The sequence below is a fragment of the Vicinamibacterales bacterium genome, assembly GCA_036496585.1.
Classification (GTDB): Bacteria; Acidobacteriota; Vicinamibacteria; order Vicinamibacterales; family 2-12-FULL-66-21; genus JAICSD01.
Map to the genome: position 1 here is coordinate 167,212 of DASXLB010000066.1, position 19,512 is coordinate 186,723.

The window sequence follows — 19,512 nt, forward strand, 5'->3', positions numbered from 1 at the left end:
CCGCGGCGGTCACCGTCGCTGCAGGCGTCGCTGCAGTTCGGCGCGCGTCTGGTCGGCCAGCGGATATTCGCCGACGACCGCTGGTCTGCCGGTATCGAGATTCAGGTTGGCGAGCGTCAAATGGCCGGCGCGCAGCTCGTCGAGCGCGACGCCGAATCGTTGGCGGCTGCGGGTCAGGCTGTCGAGGAATAGCCGCTCGGCCTCAGGCGTCGGCACCTTGAAGGCGAGCGGCCGCAGCGGCCCGACTTTCGGAACGATCACATACAACCAGCCGATCACGCGCGCCAAGCCGTGCGGCGTGCGGTAGTCGGTGCCGTATTCCTGTTCGTAGGCGGTGCGCGGCAGCGCCAGGACGAACTTCTCCCGCAGGACGCCGGGTGTCGTCTGCTGAATCTGATCCTGCTTTTTCTCCCACGCCACCTTGGTCACGTTCGGAATCGTCGTGCCGACCGCGTGGCGGAACGTACCGACCGCGAGGTCCTCGCTCAGAAACTGATCCTTCATCTCGACGCCGTAGCTCTCGCGAAAGGCCTGCTCCACGAGAGGCGTCGCCACCTTGAAGCCGATGAAGTCGTGATACGCCTGCAACTGATAGCCGCCGTTGGCCGCGAGGACGACGTCGAACGCGAATTCGACGAGCACGTGTTCCTTCTTCGCCTCGTCGTACGGCACGACGTCGCCGAACTTGCGCCGCAGCTTGGGATAGATCAGCGGCACGGCGCGGTTGACCGCAATCGCGTGGCCGACGTTGTCGGAGGCGTAGTGGCAGAGTGCGCCGATGGCGAAGGCGTAGTCATTTACGTCGGACGCGTCGTGAAGGAGCGCCTCGACGAAGTCGCCGGTCTTCTCGTAGTGCAGCAGGTTCGTAAAGAAATGGCTGCCAAACGGGTAGTAACCGAGGTCCTGGATGACGGACCCGCCGTAGGCATAGGCGCGGGCCTCACGCAGCGCATCGGACGACGTGCCCGGGTAGCGCGCGAGCAGCAGCGGCCGGATGTGCGACGCCCACAAAGCGTCGATGTTCGATTCGTGCGCGAGGACGGAGTAGGCAGGCGACGATCGCGCCAGCAGAAGCACGGCAGTGGCGACGAGTGCGATCGTGAAATGGCGGCCTAGTGCGCGGCGCTCAGAATGGCGTTGAAAATGACCTTGAAGGTGCCGAACGGCTGTCCGCGCCACTCGGGCCGGAAGCCTATCAGTACGACATGACCAGTGTCGACCTGCACATCCAGTGCCGCCGCCTTCCCATTCATGTATTTCTCCCCGATCAGATAGCCGGACAGCAGCGGCGAGCCGCTGTCCTGATACTTGGCCAGGACGTTTCCCCTGAATCCGTCGAGCGTCTCGAACACGGGACTGCTGTCGGCGAAGACGGCGGCCTTCGCCGGCATTCCAGCCATCACCTGCTGCGCGGTGTCGACCGAGACGCCGACGATCGTGCCGTGCAGGAAGAAGTCGTTCGTGTTCAGGCCCTGCACCACGTTCCTGACAGGCAGCTTGAATTGCTGAACGGCGAAGGTGGACGCGTTGTTGAGGCAGACGAGCGTGCCGCCACCGCGCACGAACTGCTCGAACGAGGAGAGATCAGCCGGCGAGAGGCGATCGGCATACTCGGGACGGACCGCTCCGCCGCCACCGCCGCGCCCGCCGCCGCGTCCGCCGCCAGCCCCCTCAATCGGCAGCCGCGCGTCGTCGGCGAGGATCACGACGTCGACCTTGCCCGTCAGCGGCGACTTGAAGTCGGCGGGACGCAGCGTCACGTACTCGAAGCCGTACTGCTCCATCACCCAGCGCGTCCAGCCTTCGTCCATGCTGCCGCTCCACGGACGGAACAGGCCGACGCGCGGCTTCTTCACGGCCGCCCCGGATGCGGCCGTTCGCTCGGCCACGAGCGCGAGCGATTTGACGAGATCGGTCTGCTGCGCATCGCTGAGACCGGTGACGATATAGCGGCCGCCGCCGAATTGAACCGCACCTCCCTCTCTCCAGGCGCGGTTGATCGCCCGGTAGGTATTGTTCTGCGCGGGATCGAGCGAGAGAGCCGCACCGCTGCCGGTCAGCGTGCCTGGGGGCGGCACGATCGCGGCCGCCGACGGCTCGCTGTCGAAGCCGGGACCGGGGACGCTGTCGAAGACCGCCGCGTCCTGCGGCGTCTCCGGATACACCGTCGGCTTGACCTTGACGTCTGGGGACGGGCCCAACTGCTTCATCTTCGCGCGGACGTCGGCGCCGAGCGGAGCCGCCGCCGCCTCGACGTCGACGCCCATCTGCATTGGGAGCGTCCAGCCGGCGGCGTCGTACGGGCGCTCGGGCGGACCGCCGGGATACTGCCGCAGGTCGGGATAGCGCTGCACGTCGAGCACTTCGCGCGCGAGCGCGGCGAATTCCTGATCGGTCGGGACGATCCAGGTGCCGGCGGGATAGGAGGCACCGTCGATGGTGACGGCGCCGGTCAACTGCGACACGCGCACGCCGCCGAACGCCAGTCGGCGCAGCAGCTCGACTGCCGCAACCGGGTCGCGCTGCTCCTGCGGGAAGATGTAGGCGTAGGGCGCTTTGGTCGCGCCGGCGGCGATTTGATCGCGTCCGGCGCGATAGCGGTTCATCAGCAGCGAGTCCTTGTACTTCGACGCGTACTCGATCGTTGCGAGTGAGCCGATCTCCATGTAGTCGACGGCGTCGCGCAGATGCCACCAGCCGGGCGTCCAGGGACTCGAATACAGACTCTGAGGACGCAGATCGCGGAAGTTCGCCGGGAAATCGTTGATGGTGTATTCGTGCGGCGTCGCGTACTGATAGAGGGCCGTCTCGGTCCAGTAGGCGGCGATGTTCTTGAAGATCGGCGCGTAGTCGATGTAGCCCGGATACCAGGCGTCGAAGGCCGTGCCCATGTGGGTCGCGCCGGGCTTCCCATGCTCATCGAGCGCCTTGGCGATCCCCATGCCGATCATGTTCACTTCGCGCGCGATGACCGGCGGCGCGTCGACGCCGACCGGTTCAGAGAACGGCGGCAGCCAGATCCGCGTCGGGAACGGACCCGACTGGTGGTGCACGTAGACGATCTGCGGCTCCCACTGGCGCCAGGTGTGCTCGATCACCCGCGACTCGATCATGTTGAGCATGTAGGCGTCGCGGTTGTTGTCGTGGCCGACGTACTCCTGGTAGAGCTGCGGCAGGCCGGACAGCTCGTACGGCGTGCCGACGTTCTTCATGTACCACTCGGCGACCATCTGCTGGCCGTCGGGATTGATCGTCGGCCACAGCATGACGATGACGTTCTCGAGCATCGCGTGCGTGGCGGGCTCGTTGGCCCTGCTGACGAGATCGTAGGCGAGCAACGGCGTGTGCTGCGGGCCGGCGACTTCGGTCGCGTGCAGGCCGCCGTCGACGTGGACCAGCGCCTTCCCCTCCTGCGCGAGCCGCTGCGCCTCGGCGTCGGTCAGCCCCTGCGGATGCGCGAGCCGCTGCCAGATCTCGCGATAGCGATCGATCTTCGCCAGGTTCTCCGGCGTCGAGATCAGCGCGAAGTACATGGTGCGGCCCTGCGACGTCTTTCCCGCCTCCATCAGCTTCACGAACTTGCTGGATTCCGCGAGCTTCTTGAAAAAAGCGACCGACTGCTCGTAGGTCGCCAGCTTGTAGTCGGCGCCGGGCTCGAAGCCGAAGACGGACGCCGGCGTTGGCACCGATCCGGTCGCGCGCGACTGCGCGGAAAGTGTGACCACACCCAGCGCGACCATCGTCGCTGCGGCAATCTGCCTGAACATGTGGGGGATCTTACCTGATGCGATGGTCACGACCGGAGGCGGCACGGCCTGCGACGAATCGTATGCGATCACGGCAGCGGGCCCGCCGTTACTGACGATCCGCGGCCGCCGATCGGTACATCGCGTTGAACAGCAGCTTGAAGGTGCCGTGCGGCTGCGCGCGCTGCAGGATTTCCGGTCCGTAGAGGACGAGATGCCCCTTGCCGATCGGCGCGTCGATGGCCAGCACGCCACCGTTCAGATACTGCTGCCCCCACGCCCAGCCACTGTGCAACGGCGTGGGCGAATCGAACCACGCGAACGCCTTCAGCCCCGCCGCCTCAGCGCCGGGACCCAGCGTGAACACCGGGTTGTTGTCGAAAAAGAAATCCGTCCGCTCGCGCATGCCGGAGGCCAGCGGATACGCCGTGTCGACCTTCGCCGTGAGCACCGAACCGGGAACGAAGTACTTCGCCGGCGGAATCGGCGCGCCGTTCTCGACGAGATGATTCTCGATCGGCAACTTCAACTGCTGCGCGAGATTCATCGCCGACGTGCCGATCGCGATCACGGTCCCGCCACCGTCGAGGAACGCCTTGATCTGCGGGACGGTCGTCTCCGCGGTGATGCGACCGAGCTGCGATCGGTACTCGGCGGGAATGTCAATGGCGTCGACGGCTCCGCCGCCGCCACCCCGTCCTCCCCGGCCACCGCCGCCCGCCGCGGGCACCGCGCCCTGCGGCAGAATCAGTACGTCGTACTTCGCGTTCAGATTGCCGCCATCGAGCTCTGGTGCGTAGACGCGCGCGAAGGGGAACTCGAACTGCTCGAGAATCCAACGCGTCCAGCCGGATTCTGCGGAGCCGCCGTACTGATCCCAGAGCGCGATGCGCGGAGCGTGGATCGGCTCATAGCCGTAGTCCATCTCGGGTCGCACGGTGACGCCGAGCGGGGCGACGGATCGAAGCGTCGCGTCATCCGCCATGAGCACGAACCCGAGGTTGTTCGCTCCCGCCTGCCCGCCCTTGGCAAGGACTCGATTCACGGCAGTAAACGCATCATTCGCGCGGCGATCGATGAAGACGTGCGACCGCGCGGGGATGACTGTCGCCGGCGGCTTCACGTTCACCTCTGTCACCTTCTCGAACGGCCCGGTAACGCCCTCGAGCACGCGATCGAACTGCACGCCCATCTGGAACGCGAGCGTCCAGCCGGCGTTGTCGTACGGCCGCGTCGGCGGCGCACCGGGATACGCGATGACGTTGGGATGATCCTGCGGCTCGAACATGTCCAGCACGTGCGGGCGGAAGGCCTGGTTGGTGAACACGACGAACGACCCGGCCGGGTAGGACTTGCCGTGCACGGAGAACGGGGCGGTGGCGCGATGGACAGTGACGTTCACGTCACGGAGGGCGTTGATGAACTTCACCGCGGTCGGGAAGTCGGCCTGGTCCGACGAAATGATGAAGGCACGCGGGTCGCGCAGTTCCGGTTTGTGCAGCGCAGCCATCGCCGCCTGCTCGGCTGCGGGTGCCTGTCCTGAGGCCCCCGAAGGGCCGCCGCGGCCACCCGTCTCCGGCATCGCGTTGATGCGCGAGGGCGATGGCGTCCAATAGTCGTGACTGCCGCGATCGATTGCACGCTGCCCCATCCGGTAAATGTTGAACAGCAGGTTCTCGCGGTTGCGGGAGGCGTAGTCGAGGATGGCGCGATCGAAGGTCATCGAGTAGTCGATCGACTGCTTGAAGTGCCATTCCTGCGGTTCGATCGGATACGGCAGGTCGCGGTTGGGGAGCAGCCGCTGCGGCGTCAGCGGCACCCGCATCGGCGTCGGGCTGCCGATCGTCTCGGTCAGGATGGCGATGATGTTGTGGAAGTTGCCGGTATTGCGGATGCCGCCGTTCCACCAGCCGTCGTAGGCGCCGCCCGAGGCCAGCGTCACGCCCGGCTTCCCTTCCGCTGCCGCGCGCTCGGCGAGATGTGTGCCGAGCGCCTGCAGGCCGAGAATCAGCAGCGGATCGAGGTTGTAGTTGTAGGGATCGCGCTGCGGCGACGACCACGCGATCGTGCCGGCCGGCCCCGCCTGATGGTGGTTGTAGAGAATCTGCGGCATCCAGTCGTGATAGAGCGCGCGGCTGATGTTCTTCGTCTCGGCCTGCGTCGAGGCGAAGAAGTCGCGGTTGTTGTCGTGCCCGATGTACTTCTGGTAGAGGCGCGGCAGGTTGTTGAGCGATCGCTTCAGCGGATCCGCGTTCCGCATGTACCAGTCGGCGACGAGATCGTTGCCGTCGGGATTGGCGTGGACAAACAAAATGATGCAGTCGTTGAGGAAGCGCTGCGTCTCTTCATCGTTCCGGCTGACCATCTCGTAGACGATCTCGACGAGCTGCTGCGCGCCAAGCGTCTCGGTCGCGTGCAAGCCGCCGTCGATCCAGACGACCGTCTTCCCTTCCTTGGCGAGGGCGTGGGCCTGATCGTCGGTCAGCCCTTCGGCAAAGCCGAGCCGGCGCGAGATGTCCTGATAGTGGGTGAGCTTCGCGTGGTTCGCGGGTGACGTGACGATCGCCATCCACTGGGTCCGCCCTTCGGCGGTCTTCCCCATGTCGTGGAGGACCATTCGGCTCGACTCTCTGGCGAGCGTCTTCCAGTAGGCCTCGATCTGTTTGTAGTTGGCCAGCTCGTAGTCGTCGCCGATGTCGAACCCGAAGGCTTCCTTCGGGGAGGTGATGTGCGCGGTGCGCGGCTGCTGCGCCTTCATCACCGACACGCACAGCACCGCGACCGCCGTCACCGTCAGCATTCGACGCATAGCGGCTGGATTCTACGTCAGCCGCGCGCGCGGCTGGCAGGTGTAGACTGGCGGCGTCCCGACGATGACGCACAGGCTGCTGTCGGCGGCGCTGCTCGCGCTCCTGCTGCAGGTGCCGCAGTTCAAGGGCGGCGTCGACGTCGTCCGCTTCAACGTTGTGGTGCTCGACAAGGATCGGCACCCGATCGCCGGCCTGACCGCCGACGACTTTCGCGTCGTCGAGGACGGCAAGGCGTTACGGGTCGCCGGCTTCGAGGCCGTGACCATTCCATCGGCAGCTGCAGTACCAGCAGCGGCGCCCGCGACCCACACTGCCGACCTACACGTCGAGACCGTCACGAATCATCGCAACGGGCCCGGACGGGTGGTCGTCATCGTGATGGACTGGACGATTCCCAACGAGCAGCCCATGGTCACCGCGCGACTGATTGCGAACGCCGCCATCGATGCCCTCGGGCCGAACGACCTTGCCGCGGTGGTGTTCGACTCGGGGGTCACGGGGAACCGGCTGCAGGGCCTGACGGCGAACCGCGATCGGCTGCGTGTTGCGGTCGCCTCCGCGCAGATGGGCAGGTCGACCGACGTCCAGATGACGCCCAAGGGGCTGATGCGAGGCGGGTCCGGTGGACCGTCGACCGTGTGCTACTGCGGCCTGTGCGGCATTCAGACACTCGCCGGGATCGCCGACGCGATCGCGCCATTGCAGTACTTCCAGAAGATGATCCTGTTCATCGGCCACGATCTGCCGCTGGCAGAGAACTCGCCGGCAGCACACGGCGGCTGCGAGGGGCTGTATCGCGAAGAGCGGGAGAAGCTCTTCCAGGCCATCGATCGCGGCAGCGTCGTCGTCCATGCGATCGATCCGCGCGGGCTCGACACCGGTGCGGTCGGCGCCGACGCCTTCCCCAGTGACTCGAGGCCGCCGTCATCCGAGCGGCTGATTCGCGAAGGGAATCTCAAGACGCTGTCCGAGTACACCGGCGGCCACTCTGTCGTGGGCGTGAACCAACCGGAGCGGCTGATCCCGGAGATCTTCGAGGAGAGCCGTGTCTACTACGTGCTGGCGGTCGAGCGCGGAGCGGCGCGCGGCAACGGCCGGGCGCACTCCGTGCGGTTCGAGGTAACGCGTCCCGGAGTGTCCGTACTCAGCCGGCTTGCATACCTCGACGCCATCCCGGAGAGGCCAAGGAAGGCGCCGACCGATCCGCTCGAGCGGGCGGTAGCCGAGGTGTTACCACTGGCCGATCTGCCGTTGCGGATGACGCTGGCGCCTGGCACAACGAAGAACTCGAGCGTCGACGTCACGTTGGCGACCCCGCTGGCGGCGTCGGCGCGTGCCGACGTCCTGGTCTCTGTCTTCGACCAGTTCTCCAAGGAGGTCGGAACAGAGCGCGCGAAGGTGGAACTGCCGGCGCGAGAGGGTGACGAGGCCGAGTGGAAGATGCACCTGAATCCGAAGCCGGGACACTACGAGGTGCGCGCCGCCGTGCAGATCGGCAACCAGGTTGGAACGATCGTCGGGTATATCGACGTGGCGAATAGCGCCAGGCCAGCAGACACGTCGACCGAGGTACAACCACACAACGCCGCACCACACGAAGAGGCGAAGAACGCCACTCCTGTCGTGTCGCGATCAGAACGCCGATCTGCAGCGCTCGACGCGTTGCTCGCACAGGCGGCCGTCCAGGTCGAACAGTACGGCAGCCCGAGCGGCGGGTTGCTTCTCGACGAGAAGTACGACCAGCAGGTCTCCGGGCGGATGCTTACGATGCGTGAGCTCAAATCGGAACTGCTCATCCTGCCCGATGCCGCCGAGGGCTGGGTGGAGTTCCGCGACGTCCTGGCCGTCGACGGCAAGCCGGTCGTCGATCGCCAGGACCGGCTCCTCCATCTGTTCTCCGGCGCTGAGAGCGATCCGCGGGGCATCGGCAGGCGGATCACCGAGGAAGGAGCGCGCTACAACCTCAATGGCGCCACGACCGTGACGCGCACGCTCAATCACCCGATGGTGCCCCTCCTCTACCTCCGCTGGGCGAACCAGGCGCGATCGCAATTCGCGATCGCAGAAAATACGGGCGATGGCCGACACGTCACGTTCACCGAGGTTCGCACCCCGGCGCTGATCGGCACAGCCGGCGACCAGCCGGCGACGGGGGACTTCTGGATCGATCCAGCGACCGGCCAGGTGACGCGGACGTTGCTCCGCGTCGTCTCGCGCTCCGGCGCGGCAACCGTCTCGGCCACGATTCGTGTGCGCTACAGGCGGGATGACAAGACCGGTCTGATGATGCCAGTCACGATGGAAGAACGCTACAGCGTCCGGAACCCGCAGGGCGTGAGCGTGGAGACGATCGACGCCACCGCCTGGTACAGCAATCCGCGGCAGTTCAAGGCGAGCGCCAGCGAAGTGAAGTGATTCCCGCTGCTACTTCGGATTCCTTCTCCGCGCCCCCACGCTCGCGCGCTTCTTCTTCGTGGTCGCCTTCGGCTTCAGGGACTCGACGTAAGCGCGGCTGATCTCGAAGAAGCGTCGCAGCTCGGCCGTCTTCGCCAGCAGCGCATCGGGCACCACCACGTACTCACGCTGGACGAGGCCGTACTGCGATGGGTGGGTCGTCTTGTATTTCTTGAGGAATGCCTCACCTGCTGCCTCCGGTAGACGCAAGGCGACGCTGCCGTCCTTGTGCAGCACGCTGAACATGTGGCCATTCAGCGACGTGTACGGCATGGTGTCGCCCTTGCGCTCCACGCCCGGCAGCTGCGCGACGACCTTTTCGTAGAGGGCTACGGCCGCGGATCGTTCCACTCAAACCTCCTCGACCAACGCGCTACCGTAACACGTCGAATGACGACGGCAGAAAGGCCGCCCGGGGAGCACAAGGCCGGTGCATCGAGGCGTGAGCATGGCCGTCGCGAATTCCGCCGGATGGGGAAGCTACGCCTGACGCGCGGCGGCAATCCGCTCCTCTATCGTCGGGTGCGTGTAGAAGAACCAGTAGACCAGCCGGGCGGGGCGCTCCTCGGCGAGATTCTGCGCCCCGAGACGCTTCATCGCGCTGACGAACGCCGCCGGACGGCCAGTCAGCTTCAGCGCGAAACCGTCGGCGCGGAACTCGTTGAAGCGCGACCAGGCGTTGGAGATCGGCGCCAGGAGGATCGACACGGCGCCGCCGGCGAGGATCAGCAGCGGCAGGGCGCCCGGATCCGACAGACCGCGAGCCCCGATCGCGACGGCGGCGCGCGTGCCAGCCAGATGCGCGCCGAGGAGCGCGGCCGCGACGAGGACGGCCTCGAGCGCCAAGGCCGTCCAGATGTCGTAGTGGACGTGATGCGCCAGCTCGTGCGCCAGGATCACCTCGATCTCGTCCTCCGAATAATTTTTCAGCAGCGTGTCGGAAACGATGATGCGGCGCGTCCGCCCGGCGCCGACCAGCGCCGCGTTGGCGCGCGAGGTCTTTTCGCCGAGCCCCCATTCGAACGCGCCGATCACCTCCACGCCGGCGCGGCTCGACAGCGCCAGCAGCCGTTCGCGCAGCTCCTCGCGGGTCAGCGGCTGGAAGCGATAGAAGATCGGCAGTAGCCAGACCGGCGCCACTCCCGAGATGAGTACCGCCAGCGCGATGAACAGCCCCGTTGCGATCACCCACCACATCGCCGGCGACAGCCACATCGTGACGTAGACGGCGACGGCCGACGCCAGCGTCAGGGCCAGGCCGAGCGCGAGCGCCTTGGCATGATCGACGAACCACCTCGACGCCGGTTCCGACGACAGGCCGTACTTTCGATCGAGCAGGAACGTGCGGTAGAAGACCAGCGGACCCGACAGGAGCTCCCACGCAAGGGCAAGCACGCCGACGTAGAGGATGATGGCCAGCACAGGCCGAACCGGCCAGACGAGCGGAGCAGCCACCGATCCCGCCCACGCCGCGAGCCGCAGCGATGCGGGAGTGGCCACCAGGATCCCCAGCCCTGCCGCGCCCACCACCGTCGACGCCAGCGCCGCACGCCGTCGCAGTCGATGGTAACGAGACGCCCTGTCTTCGTTCACAAAAGGGAAGGAGGGAAGGAGGCGAAGGAGCGAAGGAGCCGAAGGAACCGTCCCCTTCCCTCCTTCGCCCTTCTTCTCTCCTTCTTAATTCATTTGTACGGAGATCAACTTCGAGACGCCTGGCTCCTCCATCGTCACTCCGTAAAGACGATCTGCGATCTCCATCGTCTTGCGATTGTGGGTGATGAGGATGAACTGGGTGTGTTGCTGCATGCCCTGCAGCATCTCGACGAAGCGGCCGATGTTGGCGTCGTCGAGCGGCGCGTCGATTTCGTCGAGCAGGCAGAACGGGCTCGGCCGGTACTCGAAGATGGCGAACATGAGCGCCATCGCGGTCAGCGCCTTCTCGCCGCCCGACAGCAGCTGGATACTCTGCAGCCGCTTGCCAGGCGGCGAGGCGATGATGTCGATGCCGCTCTCGAGCGCGTCACTGTCGTCGAGCAGGACGAGGCCGGCCTTGCCGCCGCCGAAGAGCGTCGTGAACGTCCTCTCGAAATTCTGGTTGATCACCGTGAACGCCTCCTGGAAGCGTTCGCGCGTCGTCTTGTCGATCTTCCTGATCGCGTCGTTGGTCGAGGCGATCGAGTCGACGAGGTCCTTGCGCTGGGCGGTCAGGAAGGTGTGGCGCGACTCGAGATCGTCGAACTGGTCGATCGCCATCATGTTGACCGCGCCCATGCGCTCGATCTTCTGGCGCAGGTCGCCGACCATCTCGTCCGGTGTCAGCGTCCGGGCCGGCGCGGCCTGGGCGGGGCTCGCGGCGAGATCTGCGGGCGGCTCGACCGATCCTTCGGCGGCGCCTTCGTCGCCTTCGCCGGCTTCGCTTCCTTCCGGCATCTCGTGCGCTTCGAGCCCTTCCCTCTCCATCTGCTCGACCTCGGACGCCACCTCGTCGAGCGTCGCCTGCACGGTGTCCTGGCAGGCGGTCGCCAGATGCGACAAGTCCGATTCCGCGGTGGCGCGCTGCACTTCGAGACCCGAGGCCTGATCGCGGACCGCTTCAAGCGCGCGCCGCGCCTCACGGATCTGCGCGTCCTGCGCCTCGAAGCGTCCGCGCAGCTCCTGCGATGCGTCGTCGGCGGCGCGGACCTGGTCTTTGAGGTCGTCGAAGGTCCGGAGGTCTTCGTCGAGCTGGCGCTCGGCGGCGGCGATGCCGCCGCGGAGCTGTTCGCGGTGTGCCGTATGGCGCTGGAGTTCGTCGGAGCGGTTGACGAACCTCGCTTCGAGCTCGCGCGCCGCCTCCTCGAGCCGCTGCACCTCGATCGTCAGGGCGCTGCTGCGCTCGACGAGGGCGGCGTGCGCCGCCTTGGCCTCGGCGGTCACGCCCGCCTGGTTGGCGGCGGCCTCCCGTCCCTCGAAGAGCCTCCGCTGGGCCGACGACAACTGTTCGTCGGCGGCCTTCTGCTCGGCCTCGATTCGCTGGATGGACTGGCCGGCTTCCTCCTCGCGCAGCTCCTGCGTGCGCAGCTCGTCCCCGGCGCTGCGGCGCTCGACGCCAATCTGCTCCTGCTTCCTCGCTACCCGCTCGGACGCCTCGCGGCCGGCCGACTGCTGCAGCTCGTAGCCGACGATCGCCTTTTCCTGACGGTGCAGCTCGGCCGCGAGCGCGGCGATCGCCGATTCGGCGGCGGCGATCGCCACGTCGAGCGACGCCGCCTCCTCGCGCTGCCGCGCCAGATGCGTCTCCTCGGCGTCGGCGCGCTCGCGCAACTCCTTGATCTCACGCTTGGTCGTCAGAATGCTGCGCGCCTCGGCGCGCGCACCCCACTCGACGCGGTCGACGCCGTGGAACACTTCGCCGTCGGCGGTCGCGGCGACGCCGCCGGTCTCGAGCGCGATGCGGCGCGCCTCGTCGCGGCTGCCTGCGAATCGCACGCTCGACACCAGCTGCCGCACCGCCGCCGCAGGATCGTCGCCGGCCACTAGGAAGCTGACTCGGCCGGCGGCGCGTTCGCGCGCGAACTGCAGCCCGGCCACCGCATCCTCGTGGGTCCGCACCACGACGTGCTGGAGGAGGTCGCCGAGCGCGGCGTCGAGCCCCCGCTCGAACTGCCGATCGACGTCGACATAGTCGGCGACCGAGCCGAGGTGGCGGAGCGCCTCGCCCGACTCGGCAAGGACCATCCGCGCGCCGTCGCCATACTCGGCGCGGGCGGCCTCGAGCTCCTCGAGCGACGTCAGCCGCGCGCTGACACCCGCCAGATCGTGCTCGCGGCTACGCATCTCCCGGACGAGCGCGTCGCGGCTGGGGCGCGCCACCGACAGCTGCGACTCGCGCGCGGCGCGGTCGAGGTGCAGCGTCTCCATCGCCGCGCCCGCCGTGCGCAGGCCCTCTTCGGCCACCGCGCGGTCCTGTGACGCGCGCTCCGCCTCGAGCTGCAGATCGTGACGCTCGACGTCGAGCTTGGCGAGCAGCTCGCCAATGCGCACGCGAGCCGCGGCGGCGTGCTCCATCGCATGGCGCAGGGCCGTCGCAGCCGTGACGGCGGCGTAGACTTCGCTGCGCGCCGCCTCGACGTCCGCCTCGAGCCCCTCGATGGTGCGGGTCGCGGCCGCATAGGCTTCTTCCTCGGCCGCCAGGGCACCGGCGGCGCGCTGTTTGTCGTCGACGGCGCGCGTCGCGGCGGCGCGCCGGTCCTCGATCTCGACGCGGGCCGGATCGCGGCGCGCCGCCAGGCCGGCGATCTCCGTGTCGAGCGCGGCCGCCGACGCCGACAGCGTCTCGACCTGCTGGCGATCGAACGCGGCCTGCTGCTGCAGACGACCGATCGACAGCTCGCGCGCGTGCGCCGCCTCGCGCGCGGCGGTCGTGTGCGCATCGGCCTCGGTCAGTTCGAGGCGGAGGCCTTCGAGCGCCGCTTCGACGCCCGCCAAATGCGCCGCGGCCGCCGCTTCGCGGGCCCGCGCATCGGCCAGCCGCGTCCGCGCGGCCTCGATTGCCTCGCCGAGGCGCCGGTATTTCTGCGCGAACTGCACCTTTTCCCAGCGTCGCAGCTCGTCGCGCAGCCGCCGGTAGCGCCGCGCTTTGGCCGCCTGCCGCTTCAGCGCCCCGCGCTGCTTCTCGACCTCGAAGATGATGTCGTCGACACGGGTCAGGTTCTGCTGCGCCGCTTCGAGCTTCAACTCGGCGGCGCGGCGGCGCGACTTGTACTTGGTCACGCCGGCCGCTTCTTCGATCAACTGCCGCCGATCGGTCGGACGGGCGCTGAGGATCTGCCCGATCTTGCCCTGCTCGATGACCGCGTAGGCCTTGATGCCGAGTCCCGCGTCCATCAGCAGGTCCTGAACGTCCTTCAGCCGCACGACCTCGCCGTCGATCAGATATTCGCTCTCGCCCGAGCGATACAGCCGCCGCGACAGCTCCACGTCGCGAACGATCAGCGGATCGACCGCGTCCGGGTCGAGCGGCTCCGCCGATCCCGGCACCCCTGCCGGCACTTCGACGACCAGCTCCCCGGCCGCGGCAGCCACCGCCGCCTCGCCGCGCGGCAGCACCCACGGTTTCACGGAGCCGTTGCCGGGCACGCGCGAGGCCACGCCGCTCAGCCGCAACCGCACTTCCGCCGCGGACGTGGGCTTCCGTGCGTCGCTCCCCTGAAAAATGATGTCCTGCATGTGCTCGCCGCGCAGGCTCTTGGCGCTCTGCTCGCCGAGCACCCAGGTAATGGCGTCGACCACGTTGCTCTTGCCGCACCCATTGGGACCGACGATGGCGGTCACCCCGGTATCGAACGCAAGCTCCGAGCGCTCGGCAAAGCTCTTGAAGCCGGAAATTTCGAGGCGATTTAAACGCATATTAGATTCGTTGTCGGGTCTGCACGACCCGGCCTACCCGTTTGTTGTCCGGTCGAAAACACGACGATCGACCAGCCCGCAGACCGGACGTGTCAGGTCCGGCCACACCTCTTCCCAAGGAAGCGGCTGGGTTCGCTTCGACCAGCAAACTTGTGTGGAGACGACGACTGGACAAACGACCGTTGAAGCCCGGCTCCCAACATCCCGCGGCGCGGGATGGCCCCTGGGGTCCGGTAAACGGTCGTCAGTCTAACAATGCCCCATACCTAGGGGCAAGCACTATCTGAGGGCACAAGTAATAGGTGCAGTGCCCCAGTTCGATGACACCGCCGGCGGCGCGATGGCTGCCGGTTACTGGCCGTTTGGCGCGCCCCCCCGGGTTGACGTGCGGGTCTTCGAGAGCTCCGTCAGTTTGATCGCCTCGGGGAACTGTGCGAGCCCGAACTGCGCCTGCGGATCGTGGGTGACCAGGTTCTTCTGGGCTTCGGCCACGCCGAACAGCGCGCTGTCGATTTCGAAGTGGATCATGCCGCGGACGAACTCGGCGTCCTTGGTCCACGCGTCTTCGTCGATCCGGATCTTCTGTTCGACGAGTGACTGCTTGAAGTCGGCGACCATCGCGTCGGTGACCGCGAAGCCGCGGCTCACCTGCTTGCGCCCGGCCGAGGCGGCGCTCATGCGCGTGTCCCCTTCGGCGGTGAAGCGCTCGGCGAAATTGGCGAAGGCGCCGCGCTGATACAGCGAGCGCCCGAACCGCGTCGGATTGAAGCCCTCGACGGGGCCCGCGAAGAACCGATCCGGCTCGATGCCGCCGCCGCCGTACACCTTCCGCCCGGCGTCGGTGTACTTGAGCTGCGCCGGATTGTGGTCGCGTTTCTCCGTCTGATCACGCAGCGTGTAGGTCAGATACTCGTCGAAGGCGTTGTCCCACGGCCGCTGGATCATCCGGCCGCTCGGCGTGAAGTAGCGGCCGGTCGTCAAGGCCAGGCCTGCCTTCTCCGAGATCGTATAGACCGACTGCACGAGGGCCTTGCCGAAGGTCGTCTCCCCGACGATCAGCGCGCGGTCGTGATCCTGCAGCGAGCCGGTGACGATCTCCGAGGCGCTCGCGCTGTTGCGGTTGACGAGCACGATCATCGGCCCGCTGAAATCGGGCTCGTCCTGGCCGCGATAGTCGGCGTCGATGTTGGGGACGCGGCCGCGCGTGTAGACGATCATGTCGCCGCGCGGCAGGAACCGGTTGGCGATGCGGATCGCCTGATCGAGCGGACCACCGGGGTTGCCGCGCAGGTCGAACACCAGGCGCTTCATCCCCTTGGCTTTCAGTGCGTCGATGGCGTCGCCGACCTCCTTCGCCGACGTCTCGGAGAAGTCACCCAGCTTGATGTAGCCGGTCTGCTGGTCGATCATGAACACGCCGCGAACGGTGACGATATTCACCTCGTCGCGTTCGACGTCCATGTCGATCAGCTTGTCGTAGCCAGGCCGGCGGATCGCGATGCCGACCTTGGTGCCCTTGGGGCCCTTCAGCTGCTTCGCGGTCTGCTCGGTCGTCCAGCCCTTCGCGTCTTCCCCTTTGACCTTGGCGATGACGTCGCCGCGGCGGATGCCGGCGCGATAGGCGGGCGATCCTTCGAAGAGCGACATCACGGTGACGTCGCCGTCGATCGTCTGGATCGAGAGGCCGATCCCGTAGTAGCGGCCTTCCTGGCGCTCGCGCATCTGCGCGTACTGCTTGGGGTCGAAAAAGCTCGAATGCGGATCGAGCGTCTGCAGCATGCCGCCAATCGCGTCATAGACGAGGCGGTCGGAGGGCAGCGGCTCGACGTACTCGCGGTCGACGGCGGTCAGCGCCGCGGTGAACACGCGGTATTGCTGGGAAATCTGGTCCTGGGTGGCCTGCGCAGTGCCGCCGTAGAAGCCGCCCGCCACCGCCGAGAGCAGGATGGCGAGGGCCGCGACCACGAAAAACCTGGGAGTACGCATGGATCGAATGCTAACAGACTTCGAGGTGTATAATTCGGGCACCATGTTTGGCTCTGTCGGCACTCCGGAACTCATCATCATTTTCGTCATCGCCCTCATCGTGTTCGGACCGCGCAAGCTGCCGGAACTCGGAAAATCGCTGGGTAAGAGCCTCGCCGAGTTCAAGCGCGCTTCCAACGAGCTCAAGAACACGCTCGACGAGGAAATCCGCTCGGAAGAGCGGAAGCAGGACAAGCAGGAGCCCCCGCGGGTCGCGGATTTCCACGACAGCGCTCCCGCGACCGGCACCGATCACTCAATCGGTAACGTGCCCCGCCAGAACGGCAGCGCGTAGGCGTCGCGATGGCGCTCGTGCCGTTCCCCAGCGCCAGGTCCGGCGACGATGAAGATCCGGAGTCTGCCGATTCCGGATCGAAGATGTCGTTTCTGGAGCACCTGGACGAGCTCCGGAAACGCCTGATCTACATCTGCTGGTCCCTGCTGGCCGGATGCATCGTTTCCTACATCTTCATCCAGAAGATCTTCGACTTCATCATGAAGCCGATGTACACGATGCTCGCGCAGCAGCCCAACGGCGGGGCCAAGCTGATGTTCACGAGCGGCGCCGAGCCGTTCATGCTCTACATCAAGATCGGCTTCATCGCCGGCGTCTTCATCGCGTCGCCGCTGATCCTCTATCAGGTGTGGAAATTCATCGCGCCCGGGCTCTACACCCAGGAGAAAAAGTTCGCGATTCCATTCGTGGTGCTCTCCACCGTGTTCTTCGTGCTCGGCGGGCTCTTTTCCCACTACGTCGCGTTTCCCTGGACGTGGGCATTCTTCGCCAGCTTCGCCAACGACTACATGGTTTTTGTGCCGAAGGTCGACGAGGCGTTCGGCATCTATTCGAAGATGCTGCTTGGGTTCGGCGTCATCTTCGAAATGCCGACGCTCGTCTTCTTCCTCGCCCGCATGGGTGTCGTGACCGGCGGCTTCCTGCTCAAGCACTTCAAGTACGCCGTGCTCATCATTACAATCGTCGCCGCCGTCGTCAGCCCCGGCACCGACGCGATGTCCACGATTGTGTTCGCGGTGCCGATGCTGGCGCTCTACATCCTTAGTATTGCCATCGCCTTTATGTTCCAAAGGCGAAGGGACCCTGTAAAAAGTTGAAAACAAACCGCCTGTCGGTCTAAACCTTTGACACGGCTGTCCCGGAGCTCTACCATGGGATCGGATGAGGTGTAGGGTATGAAACTGTCCATGGCCAAAGGGTGCCTGAAGGCCCTGGCCCCCGGCTGTGTCGTACTGGCGATGGCCGCTCCGGCCGCTGCCCAGACGACGGCGCAGCCACAGCCGGCTCAAGCACAGCCAGCCGCGGCCACGAGTTCCACAGAGACCCGCCCGGCAACGACCACGTTTCTCGGCGATACCGGCCTGTGGAACGTGCCGACCGCGGAGGTGCTCCCCGACCGCAAGTACTCGGTGAGCGCGTACCGCGTCAATTTTGACGATACCCAGGGGTTCAGCGATATCTCGCAGTGGCCGATCACCTTCGGCTTCGGCCTGCGCAACAAGGCGGAGATCTTCGGCTCGTTCATCGCGGTGAATCGAGTCGACCGCGATATCCGGCCCCTCTTTCTCGCCGTGCAGCCCTTTGCCGGCGCCGCCGCGCCCGCCAGCCCGCTCGCGAGCACAGGCTGGAGCGGCAACGCCGTCGGCGACTTCTGGCTCGGCGCCAAGGTGAACCTCTCTTCCGAATACGACCAGAAACCGGTGTCGGAGGCCCTGCGGTTCCTGGTGAAACTGCCGACGGGGAGCGTCGACAACGGTGCAAGCAGCGGCAAAGTCGACATCGCGTTCGACGGCATCGTCAGCAAGGAATTCAATCAGCGGGTCGAACTGTCCGGCTACGCGGGCTTCATCTTCCGGTCGGAGCCCGACGCCGTGGAGTCGACGAACGGATTCCGCTGGGGTTTCGGCGCTGGGCTGCCGTCGCGCAAGTCGCTCCGCCTTACCGCGGAACTGAGCGGCGAGGCGTACTCCAAGAGCACGCTGCACACGAAAGAACAGCTCAATGGCGACGACGGCTCCTTTCTGCCGTCGGGCTTCGCGTACAACGTGAAGTCGCCGGTGCAGATCGACCTCGGCCTCACCTGGCAGCATCAGAACGGCTTCTTCGCGGGCCTCGGCTGGACGTACCGGCCGACCGTCGATACGCGCAGCCAATACCTCAGCCAGTACGGCAACGGCGCCGGCGACAAGATGGACATCGTCGGGCGCATCGGCTATCACCCGGGCGTGCGCGTCTATGTGCCACCCGCCCCGCCGGCGCCTCCCCCGCCGCCAGCCCCGACGGCGCCGCAGAACCGCCCGCCGACCGTGAAGGCGAGCTGCAATCCGTGCACGGTGTATGTCGGCAAGACGTCGACGGTCACAGCCGACGCGACGGATCCTGATGGCGACACGTTGACTTGTACATGGAGCGCGCCCGCCGGATCGCTGACCTCGCCCAACGCGCGGCAGACGCCGTGGACGGCGCCGATGGTCGAGGGTCCGGTACCGGTGACCATTCGCTGCAGCGACGGCAAGGGCGGCACGGCGTCGGACGTCGTGACGATCCAGGTCATCAAGGAAGCTGTCAAGGAGATCGTGTTCGAAGACGTGCACTTCGACTTCGACCGCTACAGCCTGCGGCCGGAAGCGGTGCGCGCGCTCGACGAGGCCGTTCGTTCGCTGCAGGACAACCCGAACCTGAAGATCACGATCGAAGGGCACACCTGCAACATCGGCACGGCGGAATACAACCTCGCGCTCGGTGACCGGCGCGCGAACGCGGTGCAGGCCTACCTGGCCAGCCGCGGCATTGCCGCCAACCGCCTCAGCACCATCAGCTACGGCGAGGAACGTCCGAAGTACGACAACTCGCGTGAAGAAACCCGCCGGCTCAACCGCCGTGCGGCTCTCGTGGTGAACCTGCAGCGGTAACGTCTGTGAGATTCATCCACCTCTACCTGGCTGCCTATTTCGTTCTGCTCTGCGGCGCCGGCCTGTCCTTGTGGCAGGCCGGCGTTCTCGCCGTTGTGCCGGCGTCGCTCGCCGTGCCCGTGGCTGTGGCCGCCGTTGCTCTCGGCGCGCTCCTGGCCGTC

At 66.5% G+C, this 19,512-nt stretch carries 10 protein-coding genes and 1 pseudogene; 4 read left to right on the plus strand and 7 right to left on the minus strand.

What is annotated here, in order from left to right:
- Positions 1–9 precede the first annotated feature (9 nt).
- From VGI12_19490 to VGI12_19500, 3 genes are all read right to left on the minus strand, one after another.
- Positions 10–1,077 carry a zinc dependent phospholipase C family protein gene (locus tag VGI12_19490; GenBank protein ID HEY2434866.1) on the minus strand — a complete coding sequence of 356 codons (1,068 nt, stop codon included), beginning with the start codon at positions 1,075–1,077 and terminating at the stop codon, positions 10–12.
- 35 nt (positions 1,078–1,112) lie between these two features.
- Positions 1,113–3,767, minus strand: coding sequence for a M14 metallopeptidase family protein (locus VGI12_19495; GenBank protein HEY2434867.1), 2,655 nt, complete (start codon positions 3,765–3,767; stop codon positions 1,113–1,115).
- Positions 3,768–3,855: 88 nt separating this feature from the next.
- A complete protein-coding gene (locus VGI12_19500; protein ID HEY2434868.1) occupies positions 3,856–6,555 on the minus strand; it encodes a M14 family metallopeptidase in 2,700 nt (899 codons plus the stop codon).
- A 64-nt stretch (positions 6,556–6,619) separates the two neighbouring features.
- Here VGI12_19500 and VGI12_19505 point away from each other — a divergent pair, with 64 nt between their 5' ends.
- On the plus strand, positions 6,620–8,971 hold the full coding sequence (locus tag VGI12_19505) for a VWA domain-containing protein (protein ID HEY2434869.1): 2,352 nt from the start codon (positions 6,620–6,622) through the stop codon (positions 8,969–8,971).
- A 9-nt stretch (positions 8,972–8,980) separates the two neighbouring features.
- Here VGI12_19505 and VGI12_19510 read toward each other — a convergent pair whose 3' ends face one another.
- From VGI12_19510 to VGI12_19525, 4 genes are all read right to left on the minus strand, one after another.
- On the minus strand, positions 8,981–9,361 hold the full coding sequence (locus tag VGI12_19510; GenBank protein ID HEY2434870.1) for a hypothetical protein: 381 nt from the start codon (positions 9,359–9,361) through the stop codon (positions 8,981–8,983).
- A gap of 129 nt (positions 9,362–9,490) precedes the next feature.
- Positions 9,491–10,603: a M48 family metalloprotease gene (locus VGI12_19515; GenBank protein ID HEY2434871.1), complete on the minus strand. Its 1,113-nt coding sequence runs from the start codon at positions 10,601–10,603 to the stop codon at positions 9,491–9,493.
- Between the two features lie 84 nt (positions 10,604–10,687).
- On the minus strand, positions 10,688–14,398 hold the full coding sequence (gene smc, locus VGI12_19520; GenBank protein ID HEY2434872.1) for a chromosome segregation protein SMC: 3,711 nt from the start codon (positions 14,396–14,398) through the stop codon (positions 10,688–10,690).
- A 351-nt stretch (positions 14,399–14,749) separates the two neighbouring features.
- On the minus strand, positions 14,750–16,384 hold the full coding sequence (locus VGI12_19525; protein HEY2434873.1) for a S41 family peptidase: 1,635 nt from the start codon (positions 16,382–16,384) through the stop codon (positions 14,750–14,752).
- Positions 16,385–16,427: 43 nt separating this feature from the next.
- Between VGI12_19525 and VGI12_19530 the strand changes: the two are divergent.
- From VGI12_19530 to VGI12_19540, 3 genes and pseudogenes are all read left to right on the plus strand, one after another.
- Positions 16,428–16,619 (plus strand): annotated as a pseudogene (locus VGI12_19530) (TatA/E family twin arginine-targeting protein translocase).
- Between the two features lie 107 nt (positions 16,620–16,726).
- Positions 16,727–17,536: a twin-arginine translocase subunit TatC gene (gene tatC / locus VGI12_19535; protein HEY2434874.1), complete on the plus strand. Its 810-nt coding sequence runs from the start codon at positions 16,727–16,729 to the stop codon at positions 17,534–17,536.
- Positions 17,537–17,614: 78 nt separating this feature from the next.
- A complete protein-coding gene (locus VGI12_19540; protein ID HEY2434875.1) occupies positions 17,615–19,351 on the plus strand; it encodes an OmpA family protein in 1,737 nt (578 codons plus the stop codon).
- Positions 19,352–19,512: the final 161 nt, after the last annotated feature.